At 73.2% G+C, this 16,168-nt stretch carries 12 protein-coding genes and 1 pseudogene; 8 read left to right on the top strand and 5 right to left on the bottom strand.

The genetic code is table 11. From position 1 onward, the window contains the following. Nucleotides 1-5 precede the first annotated feature (5 nt). Nucleotides 6-1,700: an FAD-dependent oxidoreductase gene (locus A6A27_RS13085; protein ID WP_073834853.1), complete on the top strand. Its 1,695-nt coding sequence runs from the start codon at nt 6-8 to the stop codon at nt 1,698-1,700. 91 nt (nt 1,701-1,791) lie between these two features. Next, nucleotides 1,792-3,345 carry a glutamine-hydrolyzing GMP synthase gene (gene guaA, locus A6A27_RS13080; protein ID WP_073834852.1) on the top strand — a complete coding sequence of 518 codons (1,554 nt, stop codon included), beginning with the start codon at nt 1,792-1,794 and terminating at the stop codon, nt 3,343-3,345. A 6-nt stretch (nt 3,346-3,351) separates the two neighbouring features. On the opposite strand, the gene A6A27_RS47425 is transcribed toward guaA, so the two are convergent. Beyond that, entirely contained in the window at nt 3,352-3,789 is a 438-nt protein-coding gene (locus A6A27_RS47425; protein ID WP_073834851.1) for a PspC domain-containing protein, read from the bottom strand. Between the two features lie 144 nt (nt 3,790-3,933). Between A6A27_RS47425 and A6A27_RS13070 the strand changes: the two genes are divergently transcribed. From A6A27_RS13070 to A6A27_RS13060, 3 genes are all read left to right on the top strand, one after another. Then, on the top strand, nt 3,934-4,881 hold the full coding sequence (locus A6A27_RS13070) for an NUDIX domain-containing protein (RefSeq protein WP_073834850.1): 948 nt from the start codon (nt 3,934-3,936) through the stop codon (nt 4,879-4,881). A gap of 121 nt (nt 4,882-5,002) precedes the next feature. Then, on the top strand, nt 5,003-5,917 hold the full coding sequence (locus A6A27_RS13065) for an NUDIX hydrolase (protein ID WP_073834849.1): 915 nt from the start codon (nt 5,003-5,005) through the stop codon (nt 5,915-5,917). 345 nt (nt 5,918-6,262) lie between these two features. Then, the gene (locus A6A27_RS13060) at nt 6,263-7,174 is read left to right on the top strand and encodes a CDP-alcohol phosphatidyltransferase family protein (RefSeq protein WP_073834848.1); all 912 of its coding nucleotides are present in this window, start codon (nt 6,263-6,265) and stop codon (nt 7,172-7,174) included. Nucleotides 7,175-7,235: 61 nt separating this feature from the next. On the opposite strand, the gene A6A27_RS13055 is transcribed toward A6A27_RS13060, so the two are convergent. The 3 genes and pseudogenes from A6A27_RS13055 to A6A27_RS13045 all read right to left on the bottom strand — a co-directional run bounded on the left by A6A27_RS13055 (nt 7,236) and on the right by A6A27_RS13045 (nt 11,076). Continuing rightward, nucleotides 7,236-8,483: a phosphatidylserine decarboxylase gene (locus tag A6A27_RS13055; protein ID WP_073834847.1), complete on the bottom strand. Its 1,248-nt coding sequence runs from the start codon at nt 8,481-8,483 to the stop codon at nt 7,236-7,238. A 572-nt stretch (nt 8,484-9,055) separates the two neighbouring features. Next, a pseudogene (locus A6A27_RS13050) lies at nt 9,056-9,238 on the bottom strand (hypothetical protein); the annotation flags it as partial. After that, nucleotides 9,235-11,076, bottom strand: a complete 1,842-nt coding sequence (locus A6A27_RS13045) for a PspC domain-containing protein (protein ID WP_073834846.1) — start codon at nt 11,074-11,076, stop codon at nt 9,235-9,237. The gene A6A27_RS13045 and the pseudogene A6A27_RS13050, both read right to left, overlap by 4 nt. A 168-nt stretch (nt 11,077-11,244) precedes the next feature. Here A6A27_RS13045 and A6A27_RS13040 point away from each other — a divergent pair, with 168 nt between their 5' ends. Then, nucleotides 11,245-12,498 carry an ATP-binding protein gene (locus A6A27_RS13040; protein ID WP_198940294.1) on the top strand — a complete coding sequence of 418 codons (1,254 nt, stop codon included), beginning with the start codon at nt 11,245-11,247 and terminating at the stop codon, nt 12,496-12,498. Nucleotides 12,499-12,500: 2 nt separating this feature from the next. Continuing rightward, nucleotides 12,501-13,181 carry a response regulator gene (locus A6A27_RS13035; RefSeq protein ID WP_073834844.1) on the top strand — a complete coding sequence of 227 codons (681 nt, stop codon included), beginning with the start codon at nt 12,501-12,503 and terminating at the stop codon, nt 13,179-13,181. A 78-nt stretch (nt 13,182-13,259) separates the two neighbouring features. Here A6A27_RS13035 and A6A27_RS13030 read toward each other — a convergent pair whose 3' ends face one another. Continuing rightward, on the bottom strand, nt 13,260-13,994 hold the full coding sequence (locus A6A27_RS13030; protein ID WP_073834843.1) for a PIG-L deacetylase family protein: 735 nt from the start codon (nt 13,992-13,994) through the stop codon (nt 13,260-13,262). Between the two features lie 429 nt (nt 13,995-14,423). Between A6A27_RS13030 and A6A27_RS13025 the strand changes: the two genes are divergently transcribed. Further along, the gene (locus A6A27_RS13025) at nt 14,424-16,064 is read left to right on the top strand and encodes a peptide ABC transporter substrate-binding protein (RefSeq protein ID WP_073834842.1); all 1,641 of its coding nucleotides are present in this window, start codon (nt 14,424-14,426) and stop codon (nt 16,062-16,064) included. Nucleotides 16,065-16,168 lie beyond the last annotated feature (104 nt).

Raw genomic sequence — 16,168 nt, 5'->3', positions numbered from 1 at the left:
CGTTCATGCGGTACGACGTGGTGGTCGTCGGGTCCGGATTCGGTGGCAGCGTCACCGCGCTCCGCCTGGCCGAGAAGGGCTATCACGTCGGCGTCCTGGAGGCCGGCCGGCGGTTCGCGGACGAGGAGTTCCCGGAGACCTCCTGGCGGGTCCGGCGCTTCCTGTGGGCTCCGAAGCTCGGCTGCTACGGCCTCCAGCGGATCGACCTGCTGCGCTCGGCCGACCGGCAGACCGGTGGCGGGGTCCTGGTGCTCTCCGGAGCCGGGGTGGGTGGCGGCTCCCTGGTCTACGCGAACACCCTCTACGAACCCCTCGACGCGTTCTACGCCGACCCCCAGTGGCGGGACATCACCGACTGGCGGGACGAACTGGCCCGGCACTACGACCAGGCGAAGCGGATGCTCGGCGTCACCACGTACCCGGTCCGCACCGGCGCGGACCAGGCGATGCGGGCGGTGGCCGAGCGGATGGGGGTGGGGCGCTCCTTCCACGCCACCCCGGTGGGCGTGCACCTCGGCCGGCCCGGCGAGCGGGTGCCCGACCCGTACTTCGGTGGGGCCGGGCCGGACCGGACGGGCTGCCGCCACTGCGGCGCCTGCATGACCGGCTGCCGGCACGGCGCGAAGAACACGCTGGTCAAGAACTACCTGTGGCTCGCCGAGCGGCTCGGCGTCCAGGTCCACCCGCTGACCACGGTGACCGCGGTCCGGCCGGCCACGGGCGGCGGGTACGACGTGTACGCCGTGCGCACCGGTGCCTGGGTGCGCCAGCGCCGTCAGGTGATCCACGCCGACCAGGTGGTCTTCGCGGCGGGCGCGCTGGGCACCCAGCGGCTTCTGCATGAGATGCGGGCCACCGGAGCGCTCCCCGGGCTCTCACCCTGCCTCGGCGAGCTGACCCGGACCAACTCGGAGGCGATCCTGGGCGCCTCGGTCGCCCCACGGCAGGCCCGGCAGCGCGGGCTCGACTTCACCGAGGGGGTGGCGATCACCAGTTCGTTCCACCCCGACCCGCAGACCCACATCGAGCCGGTCCGCTACGGCCGGGGCTCGAACGCGATGGGCCTGCTCCAGTCGCTGCTGGTCGACGGCGGCCCGCACCGGGTCCGGCGTTGGCTGGGCAGCATCGTCCGGCAGCCCCGGCTGGCGGCCCGGCTGCTCTCGGTGCGTGGCTGGTCCGAGCGGACCGTGATCGCCCTGGTCATGCAGTCGGTCGACAACTCGCTCACCACCCGGGTCCGGCGCGGGTGGTTCGGCCGTCGGCTGGTCTCCGGCCCCGGGCACGGAGCACCCAACCCGACCTGGATCCCGGGCGGCAACCAGGCGGTGCGGCTGCTCGCCGAGGAGATCGACGGCACGCCCGGAGGGGCGATCACCGAGCCGTTCAACATTCCGATGACCGCGCACATCCTCGGCGGGGCGGTGATCGGGGCCACCCCGGAGCGTGGGGTGATCGACCCGTACCACCGGGTCTACGGCCACCCGGGGCTGCACGTGGTGGACGGCGCGGCGGTGTCGGCGAACCTCGGGGTCAACCCGTCGCTGACCATCACCGCCCAGGCCGAGCGGGCCATGGCGTGCTGGCCGAACAAGGGCGAGGAGGATCCCCGGCCGCCGCTCGGGTCGGCGTACCGGCGGCTCGACCCGGTCGCCCCGCACCAGCCCGCCGTCCCCGGGCACGCCCCCGCCGCGCTGCGCTAGGGGGTCACCCGGAGGGCTGTCATCGACCTCACGGCGGGACGCGGCCGGGCCGCGCCCGGTCCGGCGGTGACTGTCGGTAGGCTTGCTGCACATGAGCACGCCTCGCCCCGTCCTCGTGGTGGACTTCGGAGCCCAGTACGCCCAGCTCATCGCGCGCCGCGTACGCGAGGCGAAGGTCTACTCGGAGATCGTCCCGCACTCGATGCCGGTCGCCGACATGCTGGCGAAGAACCCGGCCGCGATCATCCTGTCCGGCGGCCCGGCCAGCGTCTACGCGCCGGGCGCCCCCCAGGTCGACGCCGACATGTTCCAGTCCGGAGTCCCGGTCTTCGGCATCTGCTATGGCTTCCAGGCGATGGCCCAGGCGCTGGGCGGCACCGTCGCGCGGACCGGCAACCGGGAGTACGGCGGCACCCCGCTGCACGCCCGCCCGGAGGCCGGCGTGCTGCTCCGCAATCTTCCGGACGACCTGCCGGTCTGGATGAGCCACGGTGACTGCGTCACCGAGGCGCCGACCGGTTTCACGGTCACCGCCGAGTCCGCCGGCGCGCCGGTCGCCGCGTTCGAGGACCTGGTCGGCCGGCGGGCCGGCGTGCAGTTCCACCCGGAGGTCGGGCACACCGCTCACGGCCAGGAGATGCTCACCCGCTTCCTCTACGACATCGCCGGGATCGAGCCGACCTGGACGCCCGAGAACATCATCGACGAGCAGGTGGCCCGGATCCGGGAGCAGGTCGGCGCCAAGGAGGTCATCTGCGGCCTGAGCGGTGGCGTCGACTCCGCGGTCGCCGCGGCGCTGGTGCACAAGGCCGTCGGCGATCAGCTCACCTGCGTCTTCGTCGACCACGGCCTGCTCCGGGCCGGTGAGGCCGAGCAGGTGGAGAAGGACTACGTCGCGGCCACCGGCATCAAGCTCAAGGTGGTCGACGCCCGGGAGCGGTTCCTGGGCGCACTGGCCGGGGTGACCGACCCCGAGCAGAAGCGCAAGATCATCGGTCGCGAGTTCATCCGGGTCTTCGAGGCCGCCGCTCGGGAGATCGCCGCGCACGGCGACGTCGAGTTCCTGGTGCAGGGCACGCTCTACCCGGACGTGGTGGAGTCCGGTGGTGGCACCGGCACCGCCAACATCAAGAGCCACCACAACGTCGGCGGCCTGCCGGAGGACCTGAAGTTCGCCCTCGTCGAGCCGCTGCGCACGCTGTTCAAGGACGAGGTCCGGGCGCTCGGCCTGGAGCTGGGGCTGCCCGAGGCGATGGTCTGGCGGCACCCGTTCCCCGGCCCGGGTCTGGCCATCCGGATCATCGGCGCGGTCGACGAGGAGCGGCTCGCCCTGCTCCGCAAGGCCGACCTGATCGCCCGGCAGGAGCTGTCCGCCGCCGGGCTGGACCGGGGCGTCTGGCAGTTCCCGGTGGTGCTGCTGGCCGACGTGCGCAGCGTCGGTGTGCAGGGTGACGGGCGCACGTACGGGCATCCCGTGGTGCTGCGCCCGGTCTCCAGCGAGGACGCGATGACCGCCGACTGGTCCCGGCTGCCCTACGAGGTGATCGCCCGGATCTCCACCCGGATCACCAACGAGGTCGCCGAGGTGAACCGGGTGGTCCTGGACGTGACCAGCAAGCCGCCGGGCACCATCGAGTGGGAGTGATTCGGGCTAGGCCGCCGGCGGCTGAGGAGCGGTCCCGGGCGCCGGTTGCGGCGTGGGTCCGGCCGGCGGGGTCGGCCCAGCCTGCGGCGCGGGCGGGGCCGGCGGGGCGGCCGGAATGGGCGCGGTCTGCGGCGTCGCCCCCGCGTGGGTGGGAGCGGCGGTCGCCTGCGGCGGGACCGGCGGCCAGCCCGGCGCGGTGCCCGCCGGGTGCGGCCAGGCGGGGGCGCTCGCCGGCTCCTCCGGCATCAGGAACCACATGATCGGGTACGCCAGCGCGGCGAGCCCGCCGGTGAGCAGGGTGGCGACGGCGAAGACCACCCGGACCAGGGTGGGATCGACGGCGAAGTAGCGGCCGAGGCCGCTGGCGACGCCGGCGACCATCCGGTCGGTGGTGGGACGACGGAGCTGCTTGTACGGGGCGTGAGGGGTGCTCTGGTAGGTCATGCGTCCACGGTCCCGCGCGGTGTGCCGGACGACCTCGGTGACCGCCCGGACTCCTACCCTGACCGATCCCTGAGGCGCCAGCAAAGAGTCAGGAATCTGACTCTTTTCGATGGACGTAACGGCAGCGGGGGAGAATTTTGTCCCGTGACCACCTCGCTGGAGCCGCTCCGCAGGATCGCGGCATACGCAGTTTGTGCTGATTCAGACGACCGAGTGTTGCTGGTCCGCGCATCGGACCGCTCCGGCACCCCCGGCACCTGGTCCCTGCCCGGCGGGGCGGTCGACCACGGTGAGGACCCCAACCACACGGTCGTCCGGGAGACCGCGGCCGAGACCGGGCTCTCGGTCGCCGTCGCCGGCCTCCGGGACGTGATCGCCGACATGCGGGCGCTGCCCGAGCGGGGCATCACCATCCACACCGACCGGCTGCTCTACACCGTCTCGGTGCGCGGCGGGACGCTGACCGAACGGGAGGGTCGACCGACCGACCTGGCCCGCTGGTTCACCCTCGACGAGGCCCGGGAGCTGCCGCTGCGGTCGTTCACCGCGCGGGCCCTGGGCCTGCCCTCCGCCACCGGGGACATCGTCCCGGAGGAGGTCCCCGAGTTTCCCTCGTTCTACGCGGTCCCGGGGCCGGACGGGCTGCACCGGGCGCAGCGCTTCGCCGCGTACGCCGTGGTGACCGACCCGGAGGAGCGGGTGCTGCTCACCCGGGTCTCCGACGGGTACCCGGGCGCCGGCTGCTGGCACCTGCCCGGCGGCGGCACCGACTACGGGGAGCAGCCGGGCGCCGCGCTGATCCGCGAGCTGGTCGAGGAGACCGGGCAGACCGGCCGGCTGGTCGAGCTCCTCGGCGTCGCCAGCCACCGAGACGCGGCCTCGCTCGGCCCGGAGGGCTACCCGATCGACTGGCACGGCGTACGCGCCTTCTACCGGGTGGTCGTCGACCAACCGGCCCCGCCCACCGTGGTCGACGTGGGCGGCTCCACCTGCGAGGCCCGCTGGTTCCGCCGCGAGGAGTTGGGCGCCCTCCCCACCGACCGCCTCACCGAGGTCACCGCCGAGGCCGTCCAGGCCGCCCAACTCATCTGACCATCCCCCGGCCTCCGCGCCGCCGGCCCTCGGTGATCATGAGGTTGACGGTGCGGTACGCCCATCGCCAGGCCGCTAACCTCATGATCGACGCAGGTGGCGGCGACGGGAGTGGTGCGGGGTGGAGGAACGGCGGCGGATCGGGGCGTACGGGGTGTTGCGGGACGCCGACGGGCGGGTGCTGCTCGTGCGGGAGGCCGCGGCCTGTCCCTACCCCGGGGTGTGGCAGCTGCCCGGGGGTGGGCTGGAGCACGCCGAGCACCCCGCCGACGCGGTGTTGCGGGAGTTCGCCGAGGAGACCGGTCTGGCCGTCGACGTGACCGGGGTGCGGGCCGCGGTCGCCGACGTCGCCACCTTCCGGGACGCCGGTGTCACCGTGCACACCGACCGGCTGGTCTTCGACGTCGAGGCGCGGGGCGGGACGCTTCGTCCGGAGCCGTCCGGTGGCAGCGACGAGCTGGGCTGGTACACGTCCGCGGAGGCGGCCGCCCTGCCGCTCATGCCGTTCACCGCCGAGCTGCTCGGGCTGCCGGTCACGCCGCTGCCGTCGGAGTTGCCCCGGGCCCTGCCGCTCGGGCAGGCCGCCCCGGCACCCGCCGACCGCCGGCAGCGTTTCGCCGCGTACGGGCTGGTCACCGACCCGGCCGGGCGGGTGCTGCTCACGATGATCGCCGACGGGTATCCGGGGGCCGGGAAGTGGCACCTGCCCGGCGGTGGCACCGATCACGGCGAGCAGCCGGCGGCCGGGCTGCTCCGCGAGCTGGTGGAGGAGGCCGGCCAGCTCGGCCGGGTGGTCGACCTGCTGGCGGTGGACAGCCTGCACAACCCCGCCGCGCTCGGCCCGGAGGGGCGGCCGATGGACTGGCACAGCGTCCGGGTGATCTACCGGGTACGCGTCGACGCCCCGACCGAGGCGGTCGTCACGGAACTGGCCGGCGGGTCCACCGCGCGTGCCGCCTGGTTCGCTCCGGACCGGGTGGGCGGCCTGCGGATGACGGACGTGGCGGCCCGGGCAACCGGACATCGGGGCAGGTGACACCCGCTCGTCGGCTCGGGGTGGCCGGCCTCCGGTACAGTCGGGGGTACTTGGCGAACGAAAACGGGCGATGACGCCCGAGATGGGAAGATCTGAGCGATCCGCGCGGTTAAGGGAGTTATAAGTACCGCCGGCAGCTATCGCCAAGCCCCACTTGCCTGTGCAATGGTGTACTCCGCAAACGGGCTGCCGGACCAGAATGGGTCCGGCACGAGACAGCCGGACACCCGCCTTCCACGGCGGTTCAGCCGATCCGGTGATGGAGGAAACGTGCCGAGAGCCCCATGGCGCCGGCGTCGTACGAGTGACAGTCCGCGCCCCGCAGGGCGTCGCTGGGCGGGCCGGTTGCGCCGCAGCAGCACGTTCGCCCGCCAGGTGCTGCTGGTCCGGGTGGGCCGCCGGGACGGCGCCGCCGCAAGCGCGACCGACCTGGTCACCCCCGACCACCGCTGGACCGACCGCCAGCGCCGCCGCTACGGCCGGTTCGACCCGGAGGTCGAGGCGGTGCGGCCGGTAAGCCCCGCACTTGCCCCAGCCGCGCCGGTCGACGACTCGCCGGGGATGTCGATCCCGCTCCTGCCGGGTGACCGCACCGCCGCCCGCCGTGCAAAGTTCGCCCTGGTCAACGCCTGCACGCTGAGCAGCCTGATGCTCGGCATGCTGGCGATCTTCCTGGCCATGCGGGGCGAGGTCCGGGTGGCGGCGCTCTGCCTGATCGCCTGCGTCGCGTTCGACGGCCTGGACGGCGCGCTGGCCCGCAAGCTCGGTGTGGCCAGCCCGTTCGGCGCCCAGATGGACTCGCTGGCCGACATGTGCTCGTTCGGCCTCGCCGCCCCGGTGGTCGTCTACGCCTCGCTGGCCGGCTCGGTCCCGGCCGCGGCCGCCGCGGTCGCCTGCGCCCTGGTCGCGGGGTGCGCCGCGATCCGGCTCGCCCGGTTCAACGTCTCGCCGAAGGACGGCCGGTTCTTCTGCGGCGTACCGACCACCATGGCGGCGGCCGTGCTGGCCCTGACCGTGGCGATCGGGGTGCCGGTCTCCGGCCTGGTGATGGTCGGCGGGGTGGCCCTGCTCGCCTTCGCCATGGTCTCCAGCTTCCCGTACGCGAAGCTCGCCCGGCTGGTGAAGCTGCCGCCGTGGCTCTGGCTGGCCCCGGTGATCGGCGCGCTGGTCGACATCCGGCTCACCTTCGGCCTCGTGGTGGTGGGCTACCTGGTCAGCGGTCCGGTGCTCTGGCTGCACCAGCGCCGCGCCGCCTGACCCGTACCGACGCGAAAAGGGGCGCCGCGACGAGCGGCGCCCCTTTTCTTCGTATCCGGGATCAGAGCCAGCGGGCGATCACGGTGGCGCCGCCGACCACCTTGTCGCCCGGGCCGACCAGCGGCTCGGCCGCGTCCGCCGGCAGGTAGACGTCGGTCCGCGAGCCGAACCGGATCAGGCCGAAGCGCTCGCCCTTCGCCAGCAGCGCGCCGACCGGTGCCCGCTGCACGATCCGCCGGGCGATCAGGCCGGTACGCTGCGCCACCACCACGGTGCCGTGCTCGGTGTCCAGCACGGTGTACGCCGCCACGTTGTGCTCGGCGTCCGGCTTCATCGCGTTGACGAACCCGCCGTCCGCGACGAAGTAGTCGATCACCTTGCCGGCCACCGGCGACCGGTTCACGTGCACGTCCAGCACGGACAGGAAGACCGCGACGCGCAGCCACTCGCCGTCACCGAAGCGCTCGTCGTGCAGCCGCTGCACCGAGAGCACCTGGCCGTCCGCTGCGGCGACCACGGCCGACGGGTCCTCCGGAACGTCCCGTTCCGGGTCCCGGAAGAACGCGGCCACCGGGGCGGCAGCCAGCGCCGGCAGCAGCCAGAGCTTCGATTTCGGCCGGGCCACCCGGGCCAGCGCGGCCAGGCCGAGGCTGATGCCGGCCGCCGCCACGCCGTTGGAGTCGATGTGCATGGTCCGGGTCAGTGGCACGCTCGACGGCCGGTACGCCGGCGACAGCTTGGCGGCCAGCGCGGCGGTCGCCGGGGTGAAGCGGAGGTGGTGCACGCGTACCGGCGGGGAGTTGCGCAGCACCAGATCCACGCGGACCCCGTGCAGCACACCCTGCCGGTCCAGCTCCGCCCCGGCGCCCTCGGTACGGAAGACCGGCGCGGCCACGCTCAGCACCCCGCCCTCGGTCAGGTACTTCGACAGCCCGTCGACGGCCACCTGGGTCTCGTCGGCGCTGCCGGTGAACGGTTCGGCGGCGATGACCACCTCGGCGGCGTCCGCCTCGGCGAGGGTGTCGGCCACCCGTACCCGGTCGGCGACCCAGCGGCCCTGGGCCGTCACGTGCTCGCGGAGCGCAGCGGCGGAGAAGTCATCCGCCGGCACCACGGTGAGCCGGTCGCCGGGTAGCAGCGCCTCGATCGCCGCCGCCAGCACCGCGGACTCCGGGGCCGCGCCGACCAGCAGGCCGGCCTTCGGGTCGTTGCGCCGGGCGAGTTCGCTGACGAGGGTACGGGCGGCACGCTCGCCGATGCCGACCGCACCGAACGGACCGGGGGTGCGCACGGCGGGGGACTGGGTCATGTCGGACGGGCTCCTGACGAGGTAGCGACGGACAGCGGCGGGACCACCACGGTGACCTGGCCGGTCGGGACGGGCCCCGACGACCGGAGGCACCGGCCGCGGCCGGTGCGCCACGCGGTGGGCCGGCCGGCGGAGGCGAGATCTCCACCAGCCAGCATAGGCGGCAGCGTCCCCGCCCTGCACCGTCGTGGTCAGCCCGGCGGCCGCTCCGACCGGTCGGCGCCCGGACCGTCCGCGGCACCGCGCCCGCCTGGCTGCTCCGGACAGTCCACCGCGGGCAGTTCGCGGGTCACCGGCGCGCTCTCGCCGGGACCTCCCTCGGCCGCCGGCTCGACGGCGGGCAGCTCGCGGGTGGCGAGGTCGCCGGGGTCGCCCGGGCGGGTGGTGGGCGACCAGTGCGGCTCGCCGCCGGGCCGGTCCTCCCGCGCCTGGACCGGCCAGTCGGCCACCGCATCGGTGGCCCACTCGTCGGCCTCGGGGGCGGTGGGCACGCCGCCGGTCGGGGCGGTCTCCACATAGGGCGTGGCGACCGTCGCTTCGGGTCGGTGGTGGACCGGTTCGCTGTAGGCGTGCCGCCCGGAGCGCAGCGCGCCGACCAGGCCGAGCAGCCCGATTAGGAGGAGCCCGCCCGCCAGGAACCAGCCCACCGGGGGCAGGGTCAGCCCGAGGATCCGGGCGAGCAGCCACCAGACGGAAAGGCCGAGGAAGACCAGCCCGAAGGCGAACGACACGACGTCGGTGCGGTGGGCCTTCACCGGGTCACCTCCAGGTCTCCGGCGTTCACATGGACGAGCAGGCGCAGGGTGCCCCCGCCGCGGCCGTCCGGCCCGAGGTCGGTGGTCTCCCACTGGCGGCCGTTGACCCCGCCGGTCCGCCGACCGAAGACGGTGGCGTTACCGGCGTTCACGTCGGCCACCGTGGTGACGTCCACGTTCGGCGGTAGGACCACCGTCGCCTTGCCGAAGTTGACCTCCACGGTGACCTGGGTGTCCTTCTTGTCGAAGTCCACCGCCCGCAGGTCGAGCACCGCGTCGCCGAAGTTGTTCTCGTAGCGGTCCGCCAGGTCGCGGTAGCTGGGCGGGGCCCAGGTGACGTTGCCGTCGATGCCGCGGATCCGGTCGTAGGAGTCGGCGACGGTGGCGATCCCGAGCGCCGCCGCGGCCACCAGGCCGAGCGCGATCAGCCAGCGGGCCCGCCCGAACCAGGTGCCCACCAGCAGCCCGATCCCGATGGTGGCCAGCACTGCGGCGAAGTAGCCGGCCGCACCGACGGCGAAGACGTCGAGCAGGTCGAGCACGGTCACCACGCCCAGCGCCAGGAAGATCAGTGAGAAGGTGACCGCGCCGAGCGCGGAGCGCTCCTTCGGCCGCTTCGGTGGCCGTGCCGGCTGTGGGGGGGCCGGCGGCGACGGCGGGTACGCCTGGGCGTACGGGCCGTGCGGCGCGAACGGCGGCCGGTAGCCGCCCGGTGGCAGCGGCGCGCCCACCGGCGCCGGCGGGGGCACGGAGACCGGCTGCCCGAGCGGGGCACCCGTCGTCGGCGTGCCCGGCCAGGTCGGCGTCCCGTCGCCCCGCCCCGCCTCGGCGGTCCGGTCGCCCGAGCCGGGGGCCGGGGGGTACCCGGTCGCCGGCCAGGCCGGCTGCGCGGCGGTGCGCTCGGGGTCGGACCAGGCCGGGGCCTCCGGGGCGGGCCCGGCGTCCGGAGCCGGCAGGGTCCCGCCGACCGACTCGCCGGTCCGGGCCGACGGCGCGGTGGGTGCGGCCTGCGGCCAGGCCGGCGACGCCGTGGTGGCCGTCCAGCCACCCGGGTTCGCCGGGGCGCTCGACGGCCAGCCGGGCGTGCCGGTGGTCGGTGCCGCGGCCGGGCCGGCGGTGGCGGAGCCGGACCAGGCCGGGGCGGGCGTACCGGCCGGCGGGGTGGCGCCGGGCGCGGGCCAGGCCGACGGGCCCGGTGGTGTGCCGGGCGCCGCCGGGGCCGGCTGCCGGCCCAGCGGGTTGCGCTGGTCCCGATTGAGCAGCAGCGCACCGCCGATGAGGATTACCGCACCGAGCAGGATCGCCCGGTAAGCATTGGTGACGACGTAGCCGAAGCCGACCGCGACCACGATGCTGAGCATTATCACGGTGATCGGGGACATGCTCGACCGGCCTCGGCCGAGCATCGACTCGACCGGCGAGGCGGTGTCTCCCTCGCCGGGGATGATCAGCCACGCGGTGACGTACACCAGGATGCCGATGCCGCCGAAGAAGCCCAGCACGGCGAGCAGCACCCGCCACAGCACCGGGTCGGTGTTGGTGGCCCGGCCGATGGCGGCGCAGACGCCGGCCAGGTAGCGGCCGTCCCGCGGGCGGACCAGCCCGTACCGGGAGGTGAAGCCGGCGGTGCCGGGCGGTGGGGCGTACCCCGGGGGTGGCGCGTCGGCGAACGGCGCGGAACCCGCGGTCGACGCGCCCGGCGGCGGGCCGGCGGATCCGGCCGGCGGCGGCGTCGGGGCATCGGCGGGGGTGGCCGCCGGCCCCGGCGGCGGGGGTGGCGGGGGCCCGTCCAATGGTGCCGCCCCGGGCCGGGGCGGACGGGCAGGGTCGTCGGTCATGCCTTCGATCCTGCTGCCCCGGTCGCCCGAGCGGCCTCCGGACCCGACCCTGACCCCACCCTGAGATCCTCGGCCCCCGAATGTCGGGGGCGTCCCCGTGGTCGGGGGCCGTCCAGCCGTGTGACGATCGGACCGGCACCGCCTCCGTCCCCGACCTGGGAGCCTCCGATCAGCACCACCACGACCCCGCCCCCACCGCGGCTCTACCGGGCCACCGAGCACCGGTTGGCCGCGGGGGTGGCCGCCGGCATCGCCGAACACCTCGGCGTCTCCGTGCTCCGCGTCCGGATCGCCTTCATGGTGCTGCTCGGGCTGAACGGCCTCGGACTGCTCCTCTACGCCGCCTTCTGGGCGGTGGTGCCACCGCGCCCCGGCGACACCGCCGTCCCGCCCCGCCGCGACCTCGCCCAGCTCCTGCCGTTCGTGGCGATCGGGCTCGGTGTGCTGATGGTCCAGATGATGGCCTTCCACTCCGTCGGCGCGGCCGGCACCGCCGGCTGGCTGGTCGCGATCATCGCGGTGGGCGCCGGCGTGATCTGGCACCAGTCCGCGCCGGAGCGCCGCCGGCAGGGGGGCGGATCGATGCCGGTGCCCTGGCTGGGCGCGGTGGTGGAGGAGAGCGACCGGCGGGCGTTCGTGCTCCGCTTCGTCGGCGGTGGGGTGCTCGTCGCGGTCGGCATCATCGGCGTGGCGGCGGTCTACTCGCCGGTGCAGAACTTCGACGCCGTGCTCAACGGCGTGATCTTCGCGCTCGTCGGGCTGGCCGGCGTGGGCGTGGTGGCCGGCCCGGTGCTCTGGCGTACCTGGAACCAGCTCCGCTCCGAGCGGGAGGGGCGCATCCGGGAGCAGGAACGGGCCGAGCTGGCCGCGATGGTGCACGACCAGGTGCTGCACACCCTGGCCCTCATCCAGCGCAACGCCAGCGACGTCAAGACCGTGCAGCGGCTGGCCCGGGGCCAGGAGCGGTCGCTGCGGAACTGGCTCTACAAGCCGGCCGCCTCGCCGACCGAGCGCTTCGCCGCCGCCCTGGAACAGGCCGCCGCCGAGGTGGAGGACACCTTCGCCATCACGGTCGAGGTCGTGGTGGTGGGCGACCGGGAGACCGACGAGCGGGTGGGCGCGCTGGTCGCCGCCACCCGGGAGGCGCTGGTCAACGCGGCCCGGCACGCCGAGGTACGCACGGTGTCGCTCTACGCCGAGGTGGAGCCGGACCAGGTCAGCGCCTTCGTCCGGGACCGGGGCAAGGGCTTCGATCCGGATACGGTGGAGGATCACCGGCACGGCGTCCGGGGTTCGATCATCGGGCGGATGAAGCGGCACGGAGGCCGGGCGGAGATCCGCTCCGCGCCCGGGGAAGGCACCGAGGTCCGGCTGATCCTGCCGATCAGCGGCTCGGGCGGCACGACGGAAAGGGACAGGTGACCATGGCCGAGCACGAACCGGTCGAGGAGGCGCAGCCCCGCGACGGGCGGCTGCGGGTGTTCCTCGTCGACGACCACGCCATGTTCCGGGCGGGCGTACGCGCCGAGCTCGGCGCGCGCGTCGAGGTGGTGGGGGAGGCCAGCACGGTGGCCGAGGCGGTCAGCCGGATCGCCGCCACCCAGCCCGACGTGGTGCTGCTCGACGTGCACATGCCCGACGGTGGCGGCCGGGCGGTGCTGGACGCGATGCGGCGTACCCACCCGCAGGTGCGGTTCCTGGCGTTGAGTGTGTCCGATGCGGCGGAGGACGTGATCGGGCTGATCCGGGCGGGCGCCCGGGGCTACGTCACGAAGACCATCTCGCCGGAGGAGCTGACCGACGCGATCCGCCGGGTGGCCGACGGCGACGCCGTGTTCAGCCCGCGGCTGGCCGGGTTCGTGCTGGACGCGTTCGCGGCCCGGCCGGACGCGCCGGTCGCCGACCCGGAGCTGGACCAGCTCACCAACCGCGAACGTGAGGTGCTCCGGCTGCTGGCCCGGGGATACGCGTACAAGGAGATCGCCCGGGAGCTGTACATCTCGATCAAGACGGTCGAGACGCACGTCTCCAACGTGCTGCGCAAGCTGCAGATGTCCAACCGGTACGAGCTGTCCCGCTGGGCGGCCGACCGCCGCCTGGTCTGACCGCCCCGGCCGGCCGGCCCCGGTGCCCTCGTGGCGTCGGGGCCGTGCGCTGTCCGGGTGGCCGACGACCGGTTCAGATCACTCGGTGCGCAGCACGGTGAACGCCTCGGCCAGCCGGCCGGCGGGCAGTCCGGCGTCGCCGGCGATCATGCCGAGCAGGTCGTGCACCCAGGCCGCCACGTCCAGGTGCGCGGTCTGCGAGCGGTGCGTCCGCATCGCGGCGATCTTCCGGTCCACCCGGTCGGTGACGTCGACGGCGTGGTCCGGTGCCGGGCCGCCCGCGTACCAGATCTCCCGGACCACCCACGGCTCCAGGCCCGCGTCGATCAGCTCAGGAAAGGCGAAGCGGTTGCGGGCGTCGGGGTAGACGGCGCAGGTGGTGGCCTCGCCGACGGCCAGGTGGTCGGGGTGGCTCGGGCCGGTGAGGTGCTCCCAGCGGCGTAGCGGGGAGCTGGTCAGCACCCGGTCCGGGCGGAACCGGCGGATCCCGGCGGCGATGTCGCGGCGTAGCTCTGGGCTGGGGGAGAGGATGCCGTCGGGGTGGCCGTCGAGGAAGTCGACCCGGTGTACGCCGACCGCGGCGGCCGCGGCCCGCTGCTCCGCCTCGCGTCGGGCGGGCAGCTCCGCGCGCGGGGTGTCGTCGAAGCCGCCGGAGTCCCCCCGGGTGACGATGAGGTACGCCACTTCGATACCCTCATCCACCCAGCCGGCGATGGTGCCCGCACAGCCGAAGTCGACATCATCCGGATGGGCAAAAACCGCCAGCGCCCGGCGTACGTCGGGAAGTACCGAGGCGGAGGCGGGAAAGCTCACAGTCGTCGAGACTACGCGTCACCCTTCGACCCTTGTGACCGTATTTTGGCTGTTCAGACCGGTACAGCTCGTCGATTTCATGATCTTTTCTCAAGTATCGGCAACGTGGCGGCCAACTAACGTCTTGATAACGGCACCTTCACGGAAGCTGCCGGTTGGTGTCACAGTTGCAGCACCTCACCCCCAGCTGTGAGGCAACTCGTCGGGCCCGCCGACCACGTGGCGCCACCTCTGGTGGTGGCATGTGGCCGTCGACCCTGCGCGGTGTCCTCGGGGGTGCGGTGCCCGGCGGATCGGTACCCCTGGGGTGTCCCGATTTCCTCTGCGGTAAGCCGGCGGCCTGTGGTTCGGGTCGGCGGTTGGTGTCACCCCCCAAGACGTGCGTGAAACCCACGACGGAACCAGGTTAGAAAGAGGAGGCCCCTCGGAATGAGAGTCTCGAAGCGGGCGAGCGGCGCGCTCGCGGTGGGCGCGGCTTTCGCGCTCGTCGCGTCCGGCTGCTCGAGCGGGAACGACAACGGTGGCGACGCCAGCGCCAGCAAGGACGGCGCCATCGTCATCGACGGCACCCAGCCGGAGAACCCCCTGGTTCCGGCGAACACGACCGAGACCGGCGGCGGCAAGATCATCGACTGGATGTGGACCGGTCTGGTCGAGTACCCCAACAACGGTGGGGCCCCGCAGAACGCCCTTGCCGAGTCGATCGAGACGAGCGACTCCAAGGTCTTCAAGATCAAGATCAAGCAGAACACCAAGTTCCACGACGGCACCACCGTCAAGGCCGAGAGCTTCGTCAAGGCCTGGAACTGGGCGGCGTACGCCCCGAACGGCGCGCAGAACGCCAGCTTCTTCGCCGACATCCAGGGCTTCTCCGACCTGAACCCGGAGGACCCGGACGGCGACGGCCCGAAGAAGGCCCCGACCCCGACGGTCCAGGAGATGTCCGGCCTCAAGGTCGTCGACGACTGGAACTTCGAGGTCACGCTCTCCGCGCCGACCGCGGTGTTCCCGACCAAGCTGGGCTACAGCGCCTTCATGCCGCTCCCGGACGCCTTCTTCAACATGAAGCCGGAGGAGTTCGGCAAGAAGCCGATCGGTAACGGCCCGGTCAAGCTCGTCTCGTGGCAGGACGACGTCGAGATCAAGCTCACCCGCTTCGACGACTACAGCCTGCGCGACAAGATGAAGATCAAGGACGTCACCGTCAAGATCTACCAGGACGACACGGCGGCGTACGCCGACCTGGTCTCGGGTAACCTGGACTTCCAGCAGCAGGTCCCGGTCTCGTCGCTGGCCGGTGACAAGTGGAAGACCGACCTGGGCGACCGGGCCATCGCTTCCACCACCCCGTCGACGGGCATCATCGCCTTCCCGATCTACGACACGCGCTTCCAGAACCCGAAGCTGCGCAAGGCAATCTCGCTGTCGATCAACCGGCAGGAGATCACCGACAAGATCTTCTTCGGTAACCGCAAGCCGGCCGACAGCTGGGCCAACCCGCTGACCCCGGGCGCCGAGCCGGGCAACTGCACCGCCTGCAAGTTCGACGCGACGCAGGCCAAGCAGCTCCTCACCGAGGCCGGTGGGTTCACCGGGCAGCTGAAGATGTACTACAACGCCGACGCCAGCCACAAGGAGTGGATGGAGGCCGTCGCCCAGCAGGTCAAGACCAACCTGGGTATCGACGCCGTCGCCGTCGGTGTGCCGACCTTCGCGGTCTTCCGGGCGAACATCAACGCCCACAAGATGGACGGCGCCTACCGGGCCGGTTGGCAGCAGGACTACCCGGACGTGGAGAACTGGATCAACCCGCTCTACGTGAAGGGTGGCTCCTCGAACGACGGTCTGTACAGCAACGACCAGGTGAACGCCCTCGCCAAGGAGGCCTCCGCGGCCCCCAGCCTCGAGGAGTCGCACAAGAAGTTCGCTGACGCCGTCAAGCTCATCGACCAGGACGTCCCGTCCATGCCGATCTACTTCGGTGGCCAGCAGTCCGGCCACTCGGAGAAGATCAAGAAGATGGAGCTGACCAACGTCGGCGAGCTCGACATCACCTCGGTCGAGCTCTGATCCGAACGGTCTGACCCCGGGTCGGGCTCGCCTACCGGTGAGCCCGACCCGGGGCCGTTCCGCGAGGGGGTGTACAACAAACCCCTCGCACGTTGTCGCCGCCC

It is taken from the genome of Micromonospora sp. CB01531 (genome assembly GCF_001905095.1).
Classification (GTDB): domain Bacteria; phylum Actinomycetota; class Actinomycetes; order Mycobacteriales; family Micromonosporaceae; genus Micromonospora.
Note: the sequence above shows the minus strand (reverse complement) of the source record. Positions and strands in the feature narration are given on the sequence as shown.